Origin of the sequence: Acinetobacter sp. 1542444 (assembly GCF_000581835.1) — a bacterium.
GTDB lineage: Bacteria > Pseudomonadota > Gammaproteobacteria > Pseudomonadales > Moraxellaceae > Acinetobacter > Acinetobacter pittii.
This window is the reverse complement of the sequence record NZ_JEYA01000001.1, coordinates 124,784-145,820: the sequence shown is the minus strand read 5'-3', so window position 1 is coordinate 145,820 and position 21,037 is coordinate 124,784. Positions and strand designations below refer to the sequence as shown.

Sequence of the window (21,037 nt, the reverse complement as noted above, 5' to 3'; positions counted from 1 at the left end):
TATATCTATATAAAAATATCTCTACCCTTATCCTTGATTAACTAAACTCTGTTTTGGCAATAATTTACAGCCACATGATAATGAATCATTTACACGCGCTGCGGATTTTCCCATGACAAGCATATTGGGGTCTCCCGATACAATCGTAGAAACCGTTTTGTGTAACGGACAAGTAGCCTTATCTCCTACACAGGCAATTGCAATTCCATCAATTAAAAATGTACTGTTTCCTGAAATGACTTGCCCTCCACCAGTTGTTGGGCATCCAATCGTAATGTAAGGGCTAGCCATGTTCTTCTCCTTATATTTATAGAACAGTAAACTCAATCCGACGGTTTTTCTTTCTTCCTTCTGGAGAAGTGTTATCTGCAACTGGCTTAGATGAACCTAAACCTTCTGTAGATAAATGGTCGGCAGGAATACTCTTACTAATCAAATAGTTTTTAACTGCCAATGCTCGGTCTTGACTAAGTTTTAAGTTTTTAGTCGCATCACCAGAACTATCTGTATGTCCTACGATTTTGACTTTCTTGCCGCCAACTTTATTTAAAGCAATAGCCATCTCGTCAAGAATTTTTTGACCCGCATCAGTTAAAACTGCGCTACCAGATTCAAACTCAATAATTCGATTTTTAAGTGCATCATCAATAATTTTCTGCTCAGCCTGATTGACTGATAACTGTGAATACAGTTGGTACGGTGGCTGCACTAATCCTTGAAAAGATTGAATTGTAGGCTGGATATCTGCTGGATTTAGCATTTTTCCACTCAACTCAAAACGTGTACCGTTTACACTCAACTTGCCTTGTGAAACCTTTTTAAGATCAGGAGTAATCACTCGAGTCACCGAATCACTCCATCCATTTGGAGCAGCTACGGGTCTCACTTGTATTTTATCGACAACCTGATCAGCACCATAAACAGATTGCATTTTTAATAAGATGGCCTGTTTACTTGCCTCGTTAGGAACGACTCCTTCTACAACAATCGGCTGAGCTAAAGCATAGTTAGCGATTGCATAGATAAAACAGCCTTTTATGAGCTGTGAAAGTTTAGTTTGATATCGTTGATTCATTATTATTCACCCAAAAAAGTCTGTCTAAATAGTTTTAAACCTTGATTTAAACTTAGTTGGCGTTGGCATAATGATTGTTCTAGAGTAGCTAAACCAGCATTCTGCTCCAAATAAGTATCAATCCACTGAGCTTCTATTAAAGAAACCCAGTGTTTACTATCCATATTCTGAGTAAAAATATCGCTCAGGGCCAAAATATCCGCCCCTTGAAAACCGAAGAATAATACAGGTTGCTCTCGATGTAACAAACCTATCAGCACCTCAGTATTATGCTCTTTTAAAAAGCGACAAATAATACTGACCCAAAATGCTGCTATTTCATAACTGTAAGCAGGATTGTTAATAGGTAAAATTAAAACTTTATTTAACCGACTCGTTCCATTTTGTAAAATGGGCTGAAGTAATAATCCCAGACCAATCATACTTTGAGCTAATTCATAAATACTTAACTTCATTAACTGAGCAAATGAGTGCATCGTATGATTTTCATAGAAACCTACACACTCGCGTTCAGTTAAAACCTGAATTTGATTTTGTAAGTGACCCAATTTTCCAAGTAACAGATCTGAATCTTTAATTCCTTTTAAAGCACGATTGTTTTGAAATAAATCAACGAGTACATGTTTATAGCTATATGGTGCATACAACAAATTATCATACGGTAAATCAATTTCTAACAAATGGCTCAGTACCATTGGAAAAGATCGACCTGAACTATCTTCACTTGCGAGAAGGTTCGCCGCTAAAAACATATTTTCTTTGGGATTCGCAATAAAGAAATCCAGTGAAGGTAATGTGTTATAAGCTTCTTTAAAGCTGCCTGATTGCATTGCATATTCCAATGCTTCAGTAATCCACTGATCAAGCAACTGTATTAGAGCATTCTGACCTTTTGTTTTTAAAAAGTCGCCTCGTGCAGGACTTTTGCCGTAATACAAAGGAGTTGTTTTTAATGTTTGCATTATTGCTCCTCCTTTCGCATAGAGGTTATTTTCCATGTCATGGTTTAACTCCCGCAGAAGGCTGAGCAAGTGCAGAAACAGGATTTTCAGTTCTTGCTGGAGCAGCTTGAGCTGGTGCTTGCTGAGCAGATACCACACGAGCAGCTTTATCGGCAGTCACTTTATCAACCAGTTGCATACCTGCATAACCACGGCTTGAACCGATACTGCCTGAATTACTGCTAATTAGACGGAAATTCATTTTTACAAATAATGATGGATCAGTTTTACTACGCCAAAGCATTTCAAATCCGCCATTTTGTTCCTTACGTTGAGCACTATCAATTAAACGGTTAATACCGTACTCACCTGGCTCATCAAAAATTGTATGTGTTTGGCCTTGTAAATCTACAGCGGTAATACGAGCACCTGGAATACTGCCTTGGTTTGGCCAAATGAAGTTAACCCACTGCTGAACACCGTTTTCATAAGTCATACGCTGACCATCAATATCAACGGTATATGAAAGCAATTGTGGGTTTGGAATTGGGTAGAACTGGAAGTTAGATTGGTTAGTCGCTGGAGCAGCTGGAGCTTGAGCATTCAACTCACCAGTTGCCATACCATTGGCTGGTGCAACATATCTTTGGAAATTCATAACGAATTGAGGATTTAAACTAATGCCTAAATCTTTCCAAGTTTTAGACGTTAACGTATACCCACGACGAATCACAAATGGATCAAGACTTTCTTTGACAAAGCGAGAAATACTACCGTTCTCACCCAAGATTTGACCAATTTCACTACTTGTTGCCTGTAAAGAAGCTGATGAGTTAAATGGATATTTCTTAGCAAGATTTGCTGTAAATGGTTGATAGGCTTGCATTACCCATAATTTATTAATTTCGTCTTGTGTCGGTGTAATTAAGCTCTCAAAGGCCTGCGTAAGTGGGCTAACTACTAATTTTTGCAGTAAACGCTGATCAATTTCATTGAAACCAACCGCCATCTTTTCATCTACAATTTTTTGAGTTTGGTTAAATACAGACGTTTGCTCATTTAGGGTCTGTTTGACTAATGTCATTGCATTAGGCCCAATTTCGCCCGCATTTTTAAGCTCATTAAACTTACTACGAACAAGTGCTAAATTTGTCATATATTCATCAAGCAATGACTTACCTTGTTGATCATCACGTTTGCGAACCAACTGGTAGAACATTTGGTATTCTTGAGAAATAGCGCCTTGGGCATTGTTTGCCACTTGATTAGCAACTTGCTTGTCATCATGATTTAAAACTTTACGTTTGAACCAAGCAATAAATCCTTTTTGTGGAGCTGCAAGCTCAGCTTGAACAACCGGATTATCCCAGTTTGTTTCGACTGCAACTCTTTCAATTAATGTTCTAATTGGAGAGTTTTGCGGTTCACCTAAAACATCAATATTTTTTACTTGCTGAGCAAATTGGCCAGCTTTAGCATAATGAATACCACTTAAGAATTTTCTCCATTCCGCAATGTATTCTTGCTTATAGAGCGCTGTTAGCTGCTTTCTAATTTGCTCTGGACTGCCTGAGAAAGTTAAATCATCAGATTGACGACTATTTAATACCCAGTCTTTACTGTCTGTTGGCTTATCTGCAGCCTCCTCAATTGCTTTTTCTACATAGTCATTCCAAGCTTTTTGGGTAAATACGCCTGGTAATGCATAACTACCCAATACAATATTTTTATTTGCCTCACCCACAATCTGACTTACAGTCAGCGCTGGGAAACGTACCGCAGCACGCATTTTTATTTCGTTATAAACACGATCACGCGCTGGCATCCCACGAACAACAGAGAGCAATACTTGACGTGTTTGATCAACAATTTGCGAATCTGCTTCTAAAACTGGGAATTGTTTATCATTTGCTAAGGTCATTGCATACGACAAGATCTGTTCAGCTTCTTGAATCATATCTGCACGCGGCATTTGACCTTTATTTGCATCTAACCAAGAGCGCCAGAAACGCGTAACCTGATCGCTTAGATGACTAGCATCCATATATTGCGGATTGCTCATCATTAAATAAGCTTTTAATGCATTATAAGCATCTTGAGGATTGGTATCTGAAGGTTCCAGATATTGTTGAGATTGAGCAGTTTGCTTGATCTCAACATTCGTATGGTTTGCTTTTAATGTTGCTTCATTATTTTTTACGCGTTGCAAATATTGAGCAATATTTTGCTGTGTTGGTGTTAACACAATCTGCTTAACACCTTTTAAATATTCAGCTTTTAACTTTTCACGAAGCTCATTGCCCTGATATAAACCAAAACTAAACTTAAGTGGTCTATTTTCATCAAACTCATCTAACTGCTGTAAACGTCTTTGAAGAATCAATAAAGCTTCTAATTGAGTAGATAGTTGCTGACCAGAGGCTCTTTCTAATTGAACGACTTTATTTAAATCTGCTTGAACTTCACCAATTAATTGCTGGTTATTACGATAAGACCAAACCCATACACCCAAAATAATTGAAACACCCGCTAAAGCACCAATAAATGCAATGTAACGTTGACGTTTTCTGCCCGTATTTACATGCTGCTTAACGAGATCTTTATCTTTTAAAATAACATCTGAGAATAGACCATTTAAGAAATAGCCATGGTTAGGAGTAATTTTTGAATGGTCTTTTAAATCATTTTGAGCAATTTGTGTAAGTTGGAATTCTTGTGCAATTTGTTCAGTCATTGGACTTTCAATTACACCTTCCTGCAAAGCACTAGTGAAGTAAAACCCACGGAAAACAGGTTGAAATTGATATGGGTTATCTTCAAAAAGTGTACCAATAAAGCTCTTTAAAGCTGGTTTTAATGTTTTAAACTCTAATGGGAAAGTCATTACACTTGGTGAGATATTTTGCGAATGACGGCGACTTAAATGAGTCGAACTTACCCCTTTTAGACCATCGTAAAGAATGGTGTAATGTTTTTCGAACAAATCTACTGCGTTATGAGAAGAATTTTGCTCATATGGAAGCGTTGCTCCCCAAGCTTGGTTATATTCTTGAGCTTCATAAAATTCAAAAAACTCAGTAAAACCTGCAATCAAATCCATTTTTGAAAAGACCAAATAAACAGGTACAACCACTTCTAGACGTTCGGTTAGGTCTTGAATACGAGCACGTAAATTTTTAGCAAGCTTTAATGAGTTTTCAGGACTTTGACTAATTAGCTCAGCAATACTAACAATTAGAATCAGACCATTAACTGGTGCTTTAGAACGGTTCTTTTTTAAAATATTTAAGAAACCTAACCACTCAGAATGATCTTCGCTATAAACAGAATAACGACCCGCTGTATCGAGCAAAATACCTTCTGTAGAGAAGAACCAGTCACAATTTCGAGTACCACTTAAGCCAGCTGATACCATTTTCTGATGCGTTTCTTCAAAAGGAAACTTTAAACCAGAGTTATAAATAGCTGAACTTTTACCTGCCGCTGGGTTACCAATAACCATATACCAAGGAAGTTCATATAATGCAGCATTCCCTTTTTTATCACCCAACTTAGATTTACGAATCAGTTGAATTGATTCTTTCATTTGTTGACTAACCAGCTGAAGCTCTTCTTTATCTTTATTTTTGCCATATTCAGCTTGGTTATCTTTTTCGATCGCCTCAGCTAACTCTTCACCTTGGGCAGCATGCTTTCTTCGTTGAATAAGCCAATAGATACCATAAACAATAAGACCCAAAGCATAGGCAGTTGCTAAAGCCCAGAATATATGACGAGGAATTGAAGTATATGAAGACATCAATGCCACGAACAATGACAAGGCGATAATTGCTTTAGGATTCGTGATGTACTGCCACAAGTAGCCTAAAATTGTATGCATTCTATTCTCGTTCTAAGTCCAAAGTTTAAATTAGTTATCCAACACCATCGCATCATCTTCTGAGTTTTCAGTGATACTCTGCACAAACGTATGTGCTGACACCGTATTTTCTCCAAAGACAAAAGGAATGATATGTTCAGGGAAATGCATGCTCAGCATAAAGCCGTAAATATCAGCTAAATGTTGGGTATGCCCTAATGAAGATTTCACATAAATATAGTGATGCGGTTCTACAGGCGTTTGAAGAAAGTGTTGCTGCAATTTCTTCGAAACTTTTATATCGGTCTGATCTGACAAAATCAGTACATAAGGCTCATCACCTTCATGCTGAGGTAAATCATTAAATTCAAAATTATTAAAAAGCTTCGCTGTATCTTGTTGACCCACTACCACTTTCAGTGCTTTAGTCGGTTCTAATTCTTGAATTTTAACTAAAGGATCTGCGAGCAAACAGCTTGCTGCAAATTCAGCAGGAATATAATCTTTAATCATCCAAGATTTTTCATCAATTAGATCTTGATCAATTTCCGAATCAGCCACAACCAAAAAGAACATCTCATGCTCTCTTTTATGGATACCCTTTAATAAATGCATTAACTCTTGGTAAGCCAGTTGCTCTCCAAAAAAATGATATTCAATATGAAGCTTTTGAGCAGGAATACCAATTTCAGTAAAAAATTCTAAAATTAATTCATTACTGTGGTCATCATTCCAGATATGTAATAAATCCTCCGAAAGAAGGATGTGTAGATTTAAGCGATTTAAGCGATAAACTTCTACGATCGGCATTTCTACATCGTCATATTCAGACTCAGGATTTACCCATGCCGGATGCATATGATATTCAAGGGCTTGCTGCGACTCATAAAATAAAGTTGAACGCTTTAAATGCTCAGCTAGAAGATATAGATTTTCTATATTTTGTTCGAGTTGCTGTCTTATTAATGACATCATACGAACTTGTCGTGGAGATGAGTAATCACTCTCCTCATGATTCTCTTCATCAAAATCTTTAATACGGTAAGATAAAAGAGGTAATCCGTAAGAATTTAACAATTGATTATCCAGCTCTGGACTTTTAAAGTTTTGTAGCTGCTCAATAATGCTTTCGTTCTCACCAAAAGCATGTAAAGCAAAAGCAGAATAAATATTGAAATCTAGCTGTTCTAATGGTTGATCAGTTACCGCAGTTTGTTTTGAGTTAACGTCATCTTTATCTTGATTTATTGCTTGCTCTTTTTTGTCTTTATACGTTGTATAAGCGCTATAAATTAACCACGGTGATAAAATCACCAATGTAATTATTGCTGGTAAAACTAAGAAATAAAGGAAAAAATCTCCTTTATCAGGATTATATTGAACATCACGCCAGTAGAAAATAATAATTCCACTAACTACTGAAAAAATAGCAATGAATGAGAGTAATATTTTTTTAATCATATTGTCTCTCCAATAAGGCTATAGCAGGTTTCATGACTATGTACTTTAGGTTGTCGTGATATGAGAAAAGAACCCTGGCCTAACCCACTCTGATTCTTATGAGTGAGACAAATAGGTTGTATTTCTGATTCATCCAAGATAAGCCGTAAATCTATTGATAAAGTTGGACTACACCACGTTTCTACAAGTTTTTTAAGCTTTAAGCTTAACTCTTGATTTGGTAAGAAACTGAGATATTGCTGACGTTTTAATGGTCCAATTTGAATTTCAATTTTTCCATCAATTTGCTGAATGGTTTCCCCACAAAAAGTATTAACACCAAGTAGACTCGGCTGACTTCCACCTAAAGTTGTTAACTGATCACTCGCTAACTTAAAGGATTCTTGTACAAATTCTTTAATCGTAATTTCATGTTTAAAAATACATGACAGCATCGTTTTTAATGCATGAACTGTATTATTTTGCCCCTGCATTAATCCTGAGAATTCTGCAAAATATTCATCAAGATCAGCTTGTTGATGCTGCGAACGCACATAACCATTCAAAGCATGCAGAATATCTAAATAGTCATTTTTATGTTCTATCTCATATCTAATCGGCAGATTATAAGTAATACTAGAATCTACATATTGAGCGGTAAGCTTATGATTAAATAAACTTAGAAACTCTTTAGTTTCAGCTCGTTGCTGACGCGGAGCTTGCTTAATCTTATTCGTATACGTATAAGGTAAAGCACCTTGTATGCCCGTAAGACCAACAATTAAATTCGTGATATAGATCCGCTCGTCCGTTAATTCTAAATTTTCAATCTCTGTAGCAGGAAAATTTAAATTAAAGGATGTTTCAAACTTAAAATGATCACTCCAGGATGAACTAACTGTACGACTTGAATCGTGCCTTAATAGCCGTGTTGCTTGGATAAACTCAAAAGACTTTGGCTTTGTAAAGAGCTCAGCTGTTACAGAAGAGTCTTGCCACCAACGTTCTGACTGCATTGGTATAACTCCTGCTGAGATGAATAATCCTTAACAACCAAATCAACAAAACTATTAATTTGAACCTTTAAATTAAAAACACGACTTAATAACTGACTAAAAATGTATAGGCTATGACCTCTAAATACGGATGAATCAATTTGTAACTCTGCCTTTACTCCTCTTACAAACATTGGAAATGGCTTTCCATCTACAAGTTTGTGAGTAAGTGAAAATTCCAGATGTTTGATTGATTCAATAATTAGATAATTTTCTTTTGATAAAGGTAAGTTATATAAAGCAAGTAATTCTTTAATATGAGATACCGCATCACCTTTCATTAAAGCTAAACTATTTAATGAAAGGTGTGAAATAACACGCCACTGCTCACTCTGACTTTGACCAAATTGATAAGGTTTTGTAGGTCTTTTTAAAACAATAGCGCGGCGAGCCAGACTACTATCATTAAGGTTTAATATATTATTAGATTGTCCTAATGCTTCATGCGGCAAGTCACGATTTGAGCATAATAGTTTTGTACTAATAAAATCCGAACGTGTTGACGAAGGATTTAAATTTTTAGAAATAATTGAATACCCCATTTCGACAAAATTGGGCTGCAGCTTTTGATAGTTCACTGCATAGAAAAAGCGTGCTGTGTCAGCATGATAATGACTCATGGCAAAAAAAGGCAGTACCGGAACATAGCTTTCTTCTTGACTCGTTTTTTCACGAACCATATTCATTTCAGTAATTGAATACACCTGATAAAACTCAGGATGATGAGCATCTGTAATCAGCGGATATTCTAATTGCTTATGTACAATTTTTTGTGGTTCAGCGTATTTTTCAAATAAATTAATAACTGGTGTAGTAAACAATTTAAAATTAGCGACATTTAATTCAGAATAATTTCGCACTACAGCTTGATCATTTAAATTTAATTTAAAATGTATAAGCAGTTCAAAATTACTATCTTCTAGGGATAAGCGCTTTAAAAAACCTAAATCAAGTTTTAGATAATTAAATTTTTCAGGAAAACAAAAATACTCCATCAGCAAACGATAAGCATGATGAGTATGCTGATCGAGTGGTAATAGACTTTCTTGCTCAGAAAAACCTGTTAACTCAAATGGATTTTTATCCAGTTCAACAATTTTCTGTCCTATTTTAATGGCAAAAGTTGTTCCCTTCTTAAAAATACTGTCTAGTACTTGAAGTGGAAAATTAGAAATTGCATCTAAATAAATAGGTAGTTTTTCATTTATTAAACATACATGAGCATGATTAAAAATTTCAAACTTAAAAGTTAAAGTCGCATTTTGGCTTAAATGCATGTGTGCACTAGGTGTGCTTTTAAACTCTAGCGCTTGTAAATTTATAGGGAGTAATTTGACTTCTTGCGTAGTATTAAACTCACACTGGACCCCTTTAAAACTGCGTGACTTCAAGACCGTGTGAGCAGGAACAATATGTGCCTCTGTGAGCTGCTTTATTTTATTTATATCTTCAAAACTTATTACTGAACAAGCCGGAAAATGACGTAAATATTGAGGGAACATCACCTCAAATAAAGAACGGGTAAATACGTCATAACTATCAGCAAGCTTCTTATCAATACGAGCAGAAATTAATGAAAATGCTTGTATAAGACGTTCGATATGCGGGTCATCAATCTGCTCTTGATTTAAAGATAAACGCTGAGCAATTTTCGGATATTTTTGAGCAAATTCACGAGATTGCTGACCAAATTCCTGTAGTTGTTTTTCGTAAAAAGGTAAAAGCTCTTCTATCACAACACACCCACTATACCTAGGTTCTCGCTGAAATTACATATTGCTGCGTTGTCGGTTTTAACAATGCATCAAAAACGACAGGTTCATACAGTGGATGAATATTTAGATACGCCTGAATGCTTAAACACAGTGCCCCCATATTGTGCCCATCCAACAACATCTCTACCCGTATTTGTCTTAAACGAGGTTCATGAGCTGCAATTGACTGTTCAATAGATTGGCAAATCTTGTCACGATCTAGCGGATTGGCTGTAGAAAGCCCCACAAAATCAATAATACCGAACTGAAGTATAGATTTTTTAACTAGCGGGTAATCATCAACTACATGATCCAATTTAGCGACTCGACTGTTAAGTAAGTCTTCTAAATCTTTTGCTACCGATTCTCTTAATTGCTGAATAGAAAGACCTTTTGCATAATCTTCACTTTCAGGAATTAAGCGGTCAAACAAAGTTGAACGAAATCCATATGGATAAAGCCGATCTAAATTCATTCGAGTTCACAACAAGCATGCTTAAAGACAGCAGAGGCTAACTTTAAGTCAGCCTCCACCAAATATTCACTTAAACAATTACGCTGCGTAAGAAGCAGTATTGTTAGAAAGTGACCATTTCTTAGTAACAGCACCTTTAGCAGTACCGTTAATATCTTGTTGATTGTAAGTCCATTCAACAGCTGCGTATTTCAAACCAAACGCTTCTGTTGGAACACCTTCTTCATTAACTGTTGGAGTTACACTAGAAACTAGAACATGCTTCAATTTGATTTGTAAGTACTTGATGCGCTTATCACCATTTGCACGGTAGAAGTCAATTTGTACTTCATCAAATGTATAACCAGCTGAACATGCTTCCCATAATTTCGGGCTAGTTGCATCTAGATCTTTAACAAAAACCATGTCTGAATGTTCAACACGTTCAGCAGTATGACCACCAACACTACTTGAAGTAGCAGATTTAGGTTGACGAATGTTATGAGACCAAGAGTTAACTTCTAACCAGCCTTTGTGCTCAGAGTCACGAGACTCTCCATCAACTTTGTATTTACCGCGAAACTCAACGTATATATCTTTCATTTAGAACTTTCCTATTTTTAATTTAAAGTTATTCTTTCGCTGACCTTTATTAATTTGAGGACTGAGGTAACTCAGTGACAAGTCGTAAAGAAACTGACAACTCGTCCAGCTGGAAGTGTGGTCGCAAGAAAACCACAGATTTGTAGTGACCTGGTTGAGCAGGATCTTCTACAACTTTTACAGACGCTTCACGTAGAGGGTATTGAGCTTTTGCTTCTTGAGAAGCACCATCATCAAGTAAGACATACTGTGACAACCACTCATTTAAGAATGCTTCAACATTTCCAGCAGAAGCAAAGCTACCCACTTTATCTCTCATCATTGCTTTTAAATAATGAGCAATGCGTGAAACGGCCATGATGTACTGAATTTGACTCGATAAAGCAGAGTTAGCATTTGCTGTATCATTGTCATATTTTTTAGGTTTTTGAGTTGATTGCGCGCCAAAGAAAGCAGCGTAATCAGTATTTTTACAATGAACTAAAGGAATAAAGCCTAAATCGCTTAATTCTTTTTCACGACGATCAGTGATTGCAATTTCGGTTGGGCATTTGAATACCACTTCACCATCTTGTGTTTTAAAAGTGTGTACAGGCAAGCCTTCAACTAAACCACCACCCTCAACACCACGAATTGCAGCACACCAACCATGCATATCAAATGCATTTGTTAAACGAGTACCAAAAGCATAAGCAGCGTTCATCCACAAATATTCATTGTGATTTGCGCCCGAAACATCTTCAGCAAAGTTGAAGCCTTCAGTAGCTGTTCCTTCCTTTGGATGATAAGGAAGACGACCAAGCACATGTGGCAATGTTAAAGCAACATAACGAGCATCTTCACTGTCACGGAATGAACGCCATTGAACATATTCAGCTGTTTCAAAGATTTTTGAAACATCTCTAGGACGGTCAATATCAGTAAATGACTCTAGACCAAGAATGCTTGGGCTAGCGGCCGAAATAAATGGCGCATGTGCTGCTGCAGCAACATGAGAGATTTGCTCAAGCAAATACATGTCAGAAGGCGTACGGTCAAATTCAAAATCACCAATGAGCGCTGAATATGGTGCACCACCAAAGGATCCGTATTCTTCCTCATAGATTTTTTTGAATAAGGTGCTTTGATCGAAGTCTGTAGCACCTTGGAAATCTTTTACCAACTCTTTCTTAGTCGTATTTAACATACGAATTTTAATAAGAGGGTTAGATGGTGTCTCTTGACAGAAATAATAGAGACCACGCCAAGTTGACTCAATTTTTTGGAATTGTTCATTGTGCATGATCTGACTTAATTGACTTGAAATCAGCGCATCAATTTCTGCAATACGCTTATCAATTGATAAAGTCATATTTTCAGAAACGGTAATTGTTCCTGCCATTACTTCTTTAGCAAGCTCACCGATTAAGCTTTTTGCACGTGAATGTTCTTCTTCATTTCGGGCAATACGGCTTTCTTCAACAATCGAGTCTAAGAGATTAACCTGTTCATTTTCAACAAGAGGCATTGCTGCAGATTGAGTATTATTCATGATCAGCCTCCGCACTTAATTTACGAATCTGATCTGTATTTTTAAGAACTTCATCAAGTAAGTCTTCTAAACGTTCACTGTTAGAAATTTTGTTTCTTAAGTCAGTTAAACGCTCACGAGCTTCCACAAGTTTCTTTAATGGATCAACCTGTTGAACCACATTTTCTGGACGAAAATCTTCCATTGACTTAAATGTTAAATCAACAGCGATCTTACCACCCTCTTCTGTCAAGGTATTGTCTACTTGGAAAGCAGCTCTTGGAGATAATGACTCCATAACTTCATCAATATTATCTAAATCAACATTAATGAATTTTTTATCTTTTAATTTTGTACGTTCAAGCTCAGATGCAGCCGAAAAATCACCCATCACACCCACAACGAATGGTAGTTCTTTCGCTTCTTTTGCATCGCCAATTTCGACATCATATGTAAGCTGAACACGTGGAGGTCGAATTCGCTGAAGCTTCTTTTGTACGCTCTCTCTCTTAGCCATAAGATTCTATTCCGGATTATTTAATTAAAGGGTCAAAAGGCGAACTTTTTGATTTATTAACAGTGGCTGCAGGTGCAGTTTTAGGTTTTACTGTAGTCGTCTTTGCTGGGCTTGATACTCGTTTATTTGACGTTCTAGAAGTACTCGTCTTATTACGCGTTACATACTGTTTTTTATAACTTCTTTTTTCGTTATCATCTGAGCTACTTTCTGAACTCGCTTTAAAGCTCGATGGATCAGGAGCAGGCATGGCAGTATGAATATTTTCAATTAACTGCTTTGCAGGAGGATAAGTTACATCATTGCTTAAATATCTCAGTTCCTGAGTACGCATTTGCTGTAAAGAGTTATTTGCAATGCTCACACCGGATAAAAACAAGACATCTGTTATTAATGAACCGCGTATATTTTGACTTTGCAATTGACTTGCTAAATTCAATGCTTTAACTGGTTGATTGGTTTGATAAAACCGCATAGCAGCTTTAGCTAATAAATCATTTTTTTGAGTTGTATTATCGCTATCACAAACTTGTTTAAAAATATTCAATAGCTCAGGATCATTTTGACCTTCTGCTAGAGGGTTCTTCTTAATACAACTTTTTTTAAGTTTTACAGGCTCTAGTTCTGCTGCTTGAGCATATGATAGACCGATAATGTTTCCAGTCAGAAAAAGTATCAAAATACTTCGTTTCAACACAACTTTCATTCCTCTGTTTTCTTATTTATTCAAGGCTTTACTGAAAAGTTAATATTCTTAAAACATTAAAAAATCAGTCTAAAAACCTTATATTCAAAAAATTTAGGCACAGTTTATCATATAAACAAACATATTTTATATAAAAATCATATCAACTTAAACCAAAAGTAAATAGTTAAGATGCTTATAAAATATGGCTTAATAAAGTTATTCTTATAAAAATATAATATTGTTATTTTTTGTAATTAAAAATAAGTTATTGAATTTCAACAATTAAATAAAAATTAAAACTAAACTAAAAATTATCATAAATATCACTTAGTTAAGATTTACGAAACATTTTCTTAAAAAGATTTTAGTTGATTTAAAAGATAAACAAATTAAATGATTGTAAAAGATACATTTCAAATTCATGAAAGTGGAAACTCAAAATAAATAAAAACAAAATTGTCAAGACTAATCGGTCTATTTAGTATATTTTTCATTTCACTTTGTGAGAGCAAGTAGAACCAATAAAGCCCATAGATTTGTAAATAACCATCTTTGCTTTAGGGTCAAGCTCTTGCATAACCCAAAACCATATTCGATATCAAGAAAATTAAAATATTTGACTTTATATTTTTTAAGGATATTGCGATTTTTAAGTTTGGAAAGGCTCTTCTATTCAAAAGAGCCTTTTATTTAAGTATAAATTTAGATTTTAGACTTCCAATAATTAGCTTTCTCAGGATTATATTTAGGGTTTCTATCATTTGAATAGATATCAACCAACAATTGTATGGCAGCTTTATTCTGTGCATTAGCTGCTTTTTCTGCATACTCAATTGATTTTGAAAAATTCTGCTCTACACCATTACCGTCAAAATACTTAAGAGCAAGGTTATATTGCCCTAATACAGACCCATTATTAGCTGCTTTTTCAAACCATTTTTTTGCAAGCACAGGGTCTTTTGCAACCCCATCTCCATTTTCATAAGCTAAACCGATATTGTTTTGTGACTCAACATCCCCCTGATTGGCTGCCTTTAATGCCCACTCAAAAGCCTTTTTGTGGTCTTTAGTTACACCTTCACCGTTGTATAAAAGACCCGCAACTATTACCTGTGATTGTAATAAGCCCAATTCTGCAGATTGACTAAAATACTTAAAAGCTTTCGCTTTATCTTTTGTTATACCTAATCCTTTATAATATGAAACGCCTAAATTATGTATAGCTGAAGGATTACCTTTCTTAGCCCCCTCTTCAAACCACTTTAATGCTTTTAAATCATCTTTTTTTATTAAATCATTACCATTCCGATAAATTAATCCTAATTGTAACATGGCATTAGAAGAACCGAGTTTTGCAGATTTTTCAAATAATTCGAATGCCTTCTTCTGGCTAAATTCAACACCTTCACCTGTTGCATACATAGAACCCAACACAAACAATGCTTCAGGATCATTCGCCTTCGCCGCACTCTCAAATCTTCCTTAGACTTATAATCGGAAACTTTTCTGTAGTCTTTGGTTAGAGTCGCTTGTGTACTATTTTGACTACCTTCACTACATGCAGATGTCAAGATAATCGATATTGAAATTAAAATAATATTTTTCATAACTTATATTATTAAAAAATAAGACTTATTAGCTTAAAGTACAAATAAGTCTTATAAACTTTATGAATTGTAAAAATTAGAGCTTAGCTCGCCAATAGTTTGCTTTCTCTGTATTATATTTTGGATTTTTTATATCAGAATAGATATTAATTAATAGTTGAATCGCTGCTTGATTCTGTACTTTTGCTGCTTTTTCAGCATATTCAATTGATTTATCAAAATCTTGATCAGTACCATTTCCAGCAAAATATTTTAACGCAACATTATATTGAGCCTCAGGGTTACCATTGTTCGCTGATTTTAGAAACCAATTCATTGCTTGGATTGGATCTTTTTCAACACCCTCACCTTTTTCATAATTAAGTGCCACATTATTCTGTGACTTAATATCACCTTGTTGAGCTGCTTTAAGAGACCAATAAAAAGATTCTTTTAAATCTTTCTTTACTCCTGTACCAGTATATAGCTGATAGGCAATAATTTTTTGTGATTGTAAAAAGCCGAGTTTCGCTGCCTTAACAAAATATTCATAAGCCTGTTTTTTATCTAATTTAGTTCCTATACCCTCATAATAAGCTACTCCAACATTGTGTAAGGCCATAGGATTATTCTTTTTAGCTGCTTACTTATACCAACTTAATGCTTTTTGGTCATCAATATTTATATAACTCGATCCCTCTTGATAAATTAAGCCAAGTTGCAACATAGCTTCATCATTCCCGAGCTTTGCCGATTGTTCAAATAATTCAAAAGCTTTTTTTTGATCTTCAACATCTGTACTGTTTGTTGCATAAGTAGAAGCCAAAGTATATAAAGCTTTAGGATCTTTTTTTTGTGCAGCTTTATTGAGCTCATCTTGAGAACTATAAACTGTTTTTTTAGGTGTGTATCGGACACAGTATGATTATTTCCACCTTCGCTACAAGCAAGATTCAAAAGAGTACAGAATAACAGCAATATAAAATTTTCTTTCTTCATAATTTATAATAAATTAGTTAAAGATAGGCATGTTCATTGAGTAAGGAACTACTTCCATCAAGTACACCTGCAAAAGCGGTACCTGCTGCGATGCCGCCCACTTCCTGATTTACTGGAATTTTAGACTTAGCCTTTTCTAAAGAATGGATCAGACCTTCAACCAACTTAAGGTTTAATTTAAGTTCCACTACTATTCGCTTGTTGTATTCTTACTAAAATAATCTTCTGGGTATGGATCTGAGCCTTTTAAACTTTTTCTATATTCCATTACACTGATATTAATTCCATCATTAATTAAATAGTCATTATAAAAATCTTGTTCTCTAGGGTTTTCAAAACCTATTTTTTCAAATATTTGTTCAGACAAATTACCAAAATTCTCGTATGATTTCCGATAAGCAAAATAATTAATAAAACCCATAAATAAAAAAGCTAGAATTAAAAATAGGAGAACCCAAGATATCAAATCAAAAAAGGAACCCCACGAGTAATTAGCATCAAATATATAAAGGACTAAAAGAATTATAGAAAGCCCCCCCCAACAAATTAGAGCAAAATAATAGGTCTGCATAAAAATAGCTTTATAACCTTTTTTTACTGAACGCCCCATCTCATAAATCATATACAATAAGCCTGATTTAGGGTCGATAATTGCATAGACCTGATAACGTCCATCTACAGGTTTTTCGCTAATTACAGCAATCAACTCATCATTTTCTTCAAAACGTGCTGTCGTAAATTGACCTACTAATGGATACTTATCTATTTCACCTATAAAAGTTATACCATCCTTAGCTTTAGCGGCCATTACTAATATAGGTGCACTGGTAAGCAGCGAACTACTTTCCGCGAGTACACCTGCAAAAGCAGTACCAGCCGCAATTCCACCAATATTCTGTTTAACTGGAATTTTAGACTTTGCTTTTTCTAAAGAATGTATTGGACCTTTAACTAACTTAAGGTTTAATTTATATTCCACTACTTATTCGCTTGTTGTATTCTTACTAAAATAATCTTCTGGGTATGGATCTAGGCCTTTTAAATTTTTTCGATACTTCATTACACTAATCTGAACACCATCATCAGTTAAAAAATCATTATAGAAATCCTGTTCTTTAGGATTTTCAAAACCCAATTTTTCAAATATTTGCTCTGATAACATTCCAAAATTTTCATAACTTTTACGATAACCAAAGTAATTCACAAAAGCCATCATTCCTATGCACATGAGTAAGCTTATAAAGATCCAAGATAATAAAGAGAAAAAAGAATTCCAAGAGTAATTGAAATCAAAAATATAGAAAAGCAAGAACATTATTGACACCCCACCTCCACAAATAATAGTAAAATAATAGGTTTGCATAATAATAGCTTTATAGCCTTTTTTTACCGATCGCCCCATTTGATAAATCATATACAATAGACCTGATTTGGGATCGACTATTGCATAAACTTGGTAGCGTCCATCCACGGGACTATTATTAATTACAGCTATCAATTCGTCATTTTCTTTAAAACGAACCGTCGTAAATTGTCCTAATAAAGAATGTTTCTCTATTTCCCCCGTAAAGGTGATGCCATCTTTAGCTTTACCTGCTATTACTAGTATAGGAGCACTGGTCAGCAACGAACTACTTTCAGCTAGCACACCTGCAAAAGCAGTCCCAGCTGCAATTCCATCAATACTCTGATTTACGGGAATTTTAGACTTTGCTTTTTCTAAAGAATGTATCGGACCTTTAACCAACTTAAGATTTAATTTTAAATTTTCCATTTAGACACTCACCACAGCATTATTAAACTCTTTTTCTTCTTCTTTAACATCTTTAAAAGCATCTTCACCATTTTCCTTTTTTAGCTTGAATGCACATTTTTGACACCAATCTTGCATGGCATTATCTAAGACATAATTCTTTAAATAAATCTCTAAGGCGACAAGTGCTATCCCCAATACACTTAGGGTTGCAGCAGCTTCTATCGCCCTAATACCTAATAATGCACGGCCAATTACATATTTTTCAACATTATAATACAGTGATGTGTTTTTCATGAGTGGAAGATTCAAGAAAGCACTAATTCCTACAACTAAAGTCGCAAAAGAGTTAATTGTTTTGGCAGTATTCAGTGCTCTTGCATATGGATTACTTTCATTCCACGACTTATAGGCACTTTTCCCATCAATTATTAAAGAAAATATAGCACCCGCGATCGCGAAATATGCCCCACACTTAGCAATATACGCGGCACGCTCTGCAAAAGAAAACTTTTCCATTGAGCTACTGCCCACTTCTAAAATAGCAGCTGTTGTTGCCATCATGCCTGACATATATGACAAAGTATTATCTACGGATGGATCAATATTAAACTTAGAAATCTGTGTTCCTAAGTTAATCAGTTCAAATATTGCAACCACACCAGATACACGCAAACCTGCACTTGGTGAACTATTTGCAATAATCCGATCAATTTGTTTGGCTGCTTTACTTGGGTTGGTTGCGGATGAAGAATACTTTTTCCAGTTGTTCTGCACCATTTCAGGTGTCAACTTAATCCGACCCGTTAAAGTTTGAACTGGAATAAGATAATATAGAGAGTTTTTTGCAACATGCTCAACCAATGCCCCACTATGAGCAAAAGTATAAAACGTTAAGCGTCCAAGTTTTTTTGCAAATTCTGAACTTGGCGTATATTTCATACTCCACTTCACTGCAGTTTGGGTCAGTTCAGACATCCAGTAAAACGTTTTTAATAGGCTAAATTTTTGCCCATGTAACATATAACCGTTATTGGTTTTATCTGCTGCCCATTCTTGCCAAGCTTTATCTGCCGCAACAAATGCTGCAATCGCAGTTTTAGCTGCATTTTGTCCATCATCCCAAGAAATATCGATAATACTTGGTGCCGCTGCATTATATTTATTTTTTAAACTTTCTTGGTTATAACAAATTGCCCTCATATAAATATTTTCTTTGGCAATTTTTTCTACGCCTAACCAAGTTTCAAGTAATGCTTGTCCACTTGGCACTCCACTCATACCATTAATCATATCCATTGCATGAACATAAAAAATATTTCCAAATGGAACTTGCACTTGATCATCATAAGCATGAAGGGCATTGATTACAGCCTTAGACAATAACCATTTAATATGATCATCTCCTATAGCTCTTGCTCCAGCTAAACATTCTTGAATTAAAGCGTTAATTTTTTTATCAAAATTTGATTTAGCCACCATATCCAAATTTGGCTTATATTTTTTAACCCAAATCTGTTCTCCTTCTCCTCTACTTAATTTCCCCATATCTTCAGTATAAATACCTTTATTTGCTCTTTGTTTCTCTTGAGCCTCCTTTAATAGTCTCTCTTGTTCTGCTTTTGACTTTCTTTTATATATTTTTTCTAGCTCATAATTAATATCATCAGCATCTGTTAAGTTTTTTGGTAACTCATTCCATAGCCCCATTAATACTATACTTTTAGTTGCCTGTGCACTAAATTGGCTGCGTTCATTTAACAATTTATTTTCTAAACAGATTTTAATACTATCAATACATTGAGAACTATGTAAACGGTGCTCGTTTGTAAAATCCCCATCTTTTTTTGCTAAAAAATCCATTACTTTTTTAAATTCTGAATTACGCAATGTATTTAATTTTCTTGTAATTCCTACAGGATCATATAATGCCATACAGGCAAGTGATTTAGGCTCATCTTTGAATTTATTTAATGTCGCATCGATACGGTTTTTACCAAAACTGTTTAGATTATAAACCGTAGTTTTAAATTGGCTTACAGCAATACAATGTTCTTGCGCACTTCCACCATTAATTAAAATTTTCTGCCACTTTCCTTCTGTTACAAACTTATCGGCATTTTTTTCATATTCAGATATTTTGGCCTTACTCATAGGCACATGCGTATGAATAATATATGCAATCTTCGCCTCATCTTTAGGGTTACTTTCTACAGCTATCACAGATGAATTAAAACTATGACCTGCTCCTTTACATGCGAACTCTGGAACACTTTTAGGTGCTTCTTTACCCACAGGAAAATAAGACAAATGTCCATTTGGAGTAACTTTATATCCAGCCCACTCCAAAGCTCCAGATGTTCTTTTTACTAAGCGATAGATATAACCAGTATCAATCATCTCAACTGCATATTTGAGATGGCTTAACTGAATATCTTTGACATTTTTACCCAAGGTTGCAGGTAAAGCAGGTGGATTATCTTTAACAACGGTGTATCGTAAAGGTAAAATATTGAAGCCTTTTTTACGACAAAAATTTGAACACTCTTTCTGGGCCTGCCCCGCACTACTATTTTGCATGTTTGCAGCAGTTGACTGTTTCGCTGATTTTGCAATTTCACTTTCTTCAATCTTCTTATTAATATTTTTAGCAACTGTTGGGTTGCGCATATCGCCCACTGCTTTGGTTTTTCCTATAACAGGAATTTGACTCTGCTTCTGTTTTTGCTGAGCAATAATCTCATTCAATAAATTATTTGATTTTGACTTACCCAATATCATTTTTTGATTTTCTGACATCTTT

The 21,037-nt window shown here is 35.1% G+C and carries 18 protein-coding genes and 1 pseudogene; all 19 read right to left on the bottom strand.

The annotated features are described in order from the left end of the window. Nucleotides 1–27 precede the first annotated feature (27 nt). A complete protein-coding gene (locus tag J580_RS05160) occupies nt 28–291 on the bottom strand; it encodes a PAAR domain-containing protein (protein WP_004793184.1) in 264 nt (87 codons plus the stop codon). Between the two features lie 16 nt (nt 292–307). Beyond that, nucleotides 308–1,075, bottom strand: a complete 768-nt coding sequence (locus J580_RS05155) for an OmpA family protein (protein ID WP_032003320.1) — start codon at nt 1,073–1,075, stop codon at nt 308–310. 2 nt (nt 1,076–1,077) lie between these two features. Continuing rightward, nucleotides 1,078–2,037, bottom strand: coding sequence for a type VI secretion system-associated protein TagF (gene tagF / locus J580_RS05150; protein WP_014206363.1), 960 nt, complete (start codon nt 2,035–2,037; stop codon nt 1,078–1,080). Nucleotides 2,038–2,074: 37 nt separating this feature from the next. Continuing rightward, complete coding sequence (gene tssM / locus J580_RS05145) at nt 2,075–5,896, bottom strand: type VI secretion system membrane subunit TssM (protein WP_032003319.1); 3,822 nt, start codon at nt 5,894–5,896, stop codon at nt 2,075–2,077. A gap of 30 nt (nt 5,897–5,926) precedes the next feature. Then, nucleotides 5,927–7,336, bottom strand: a complete 1,410-nt coding sequence (locus J580_RS05140; protein ID WP_032003318.1) for a hypothetical protein — start codon at nt 7,334–7,336, stop codon at nt 5,927–5,929. Continuing rightward, nucleotides 7,333–8,331 (bottom strand): type VI secretion system baseplate subunit TssG, encoded by a 999-nt coding sequence (gene tssG, locus J580_RS05135; protein ID WP_032003317.1) that lies wholly within the window; start codon nt 8,329–8,331, stop codon nt 7,333–7,335. The genes J580_RS05140 and tssG overlap by 4 nt, the downstream gene beginning before the upstream one ends. Continuing rightward, nucleotides 8,295–10,106 carry a type VI secretion system baseplate subunit TssF gene (gene tssF, locus J580_RS05130; RefSeq protein WP_017402888.1) on the bottom strand — a complete coding sequence of 604 codons (1,812 nt, stop codon included), beginning with the start codon at nt 10,104–10,106 and terminating at the stop codon, nt 8,295–8,297. The genes tssG and tssF overlap by 37 nt, the downstream gene beginning before the upstream one ends. Nucleotides 10,107–10,122: 16 nt before the next feature. Beyond that, entirely contained in the window at nt 10,123–10,599 is a 477-nt protein-coding gene (tssE, locus tag J580_RS05125) for a type VI secretion system baseplate subunit TssE (protein WP_002048404.1), read from the bottom strand. A 78-nt stretch (nt 10,600–10,677) separates the two neighbouring features. Continuing rightward, the gene (locus tag J580_RS05120; protein ID WP_000653195.1) at nt 10,678–11,181 is read right to left on the bottom strand and encodes an Hcp family type VI secretion system effector; all 504 of its coding nucleotides are present in this window, start codon (nt 11,179–11,181) and stop codon (nt 10,678–10,680) included. A 49-nt stretch (nt 11,182–11,230) separates the two neighbouring features. Continuing rightward, nucleotides 11,231–12,712, bottom strand: a complete 1,482-nt coding sequence (tssC, locus tag J580_RS05115) for a type VI secretion system contractile sheath large subunit (protein WP_032003316.1) — start codon at nt 12,710–12,712, stop codon at nt 11,231–11,233. Then, nucleotides 12,705–13,208: a type VI secretion system contractile sheath small subunit gene (gene tssB / locus J580_RS05110; protein ID WP_005041656.1), complete on the bottom strand. Its 504-nt coding sequence runs from the start codon at nt 13,206–13,208 to the stop codon at nt 12,705–12,707. Before tssB ends, tssC begins: the two co-directional genes overlap by 8 nt. 16 nt (nt 13,209–13,224) lie before the next feature. Further along, nucleotides 13,225–13,914, bottom strand: coding sequence for a hypothetical protein (locus J580_RS05105; protein ID WP_032003314.1), 690 nt, complete (start codon nt 13,912–13,914; stop codon nt 13,225–13,227). Nucleotides 13,915–14,598: 684 nt separating this feature from the next. Continuing rightward, nucleotides 14,599–15,503, bottom strand: a pseudogene (locus J580_RS0103870) (tetratricopeptide repeat protein). Nucleotides 15,504–15,579: 76 nt separating this feature from the next. Next, nucleotides 15,580–16,104 (bottom strand): tetratricopeptide repeat protein, encoded by a 525-nt coding sequence (locus J580_RS0103865; RefSeq protein WP_228131049.1) that lies wholly within the window; start codon nt 16,102–16,104, stop codon nt 15,580–15,582. A gap of 21 nt (nt 16,105–16,125) precedes the next feature. Further along, nucleotides 16,126–16,308, bottom strand: a complete 183-nt coding sequence (locus J580_RS23740) for a hypothetical protein (RefSeq protein ID WP_228131048.1) — start codon at nt 16,306–16,308, stop codon at nt 16,126–16,128. A gap of 190 nt (nt 16,309–16,498) precedes the next feature. Further along, nucleotides 16,499–16,669 (bottom strand): hypothetical protein, encoded by a 171-nt coding sequence (locus J580_RS22855; protein ID WP_372539042.1) that lies wholly within the window; start codon nt 16,667–16,669, stop codon nt 16,499–16,501. Between the two features lie 2 nt (nt 16,670–16,671). After that, nucleotides 16,672–17,460 (bottom strand): putative type VI secretion system effector, encoded by a 789-nt coding sequence (locus J580_RS05100; RefSeq protein WP_032003313.1) that lies wholly within the window; start codon nt 17,458–17,460, stop codon nt 16,672–16,674. 3 nt (nt 17,461–17,463) lie between these two features. Beyond that, complete coding sequence (locus J580_RS05095; RefSeq protein ID WP_032003311.1) at nt 17,464–18,255, bottom strand: putative type VI secretion system effector; 792 nt, start codon at nt 18,253–18,255, stop codon at nt 17,464–17,466. Then, nucleotides 18,256–21,033: a T6SS effector BTH_I2691 family protein gene (locus J580_RS05090; protein WP_032003310.1), complete on the bottom strand. Its 2,778-nt coding sequence runs from the start codon at nt 21,031–21,033 to the stop codon at nt 18,256–18,258. Between the last annotated feature and the right edge of the window lie 4 nt (nt 21,034–21,037).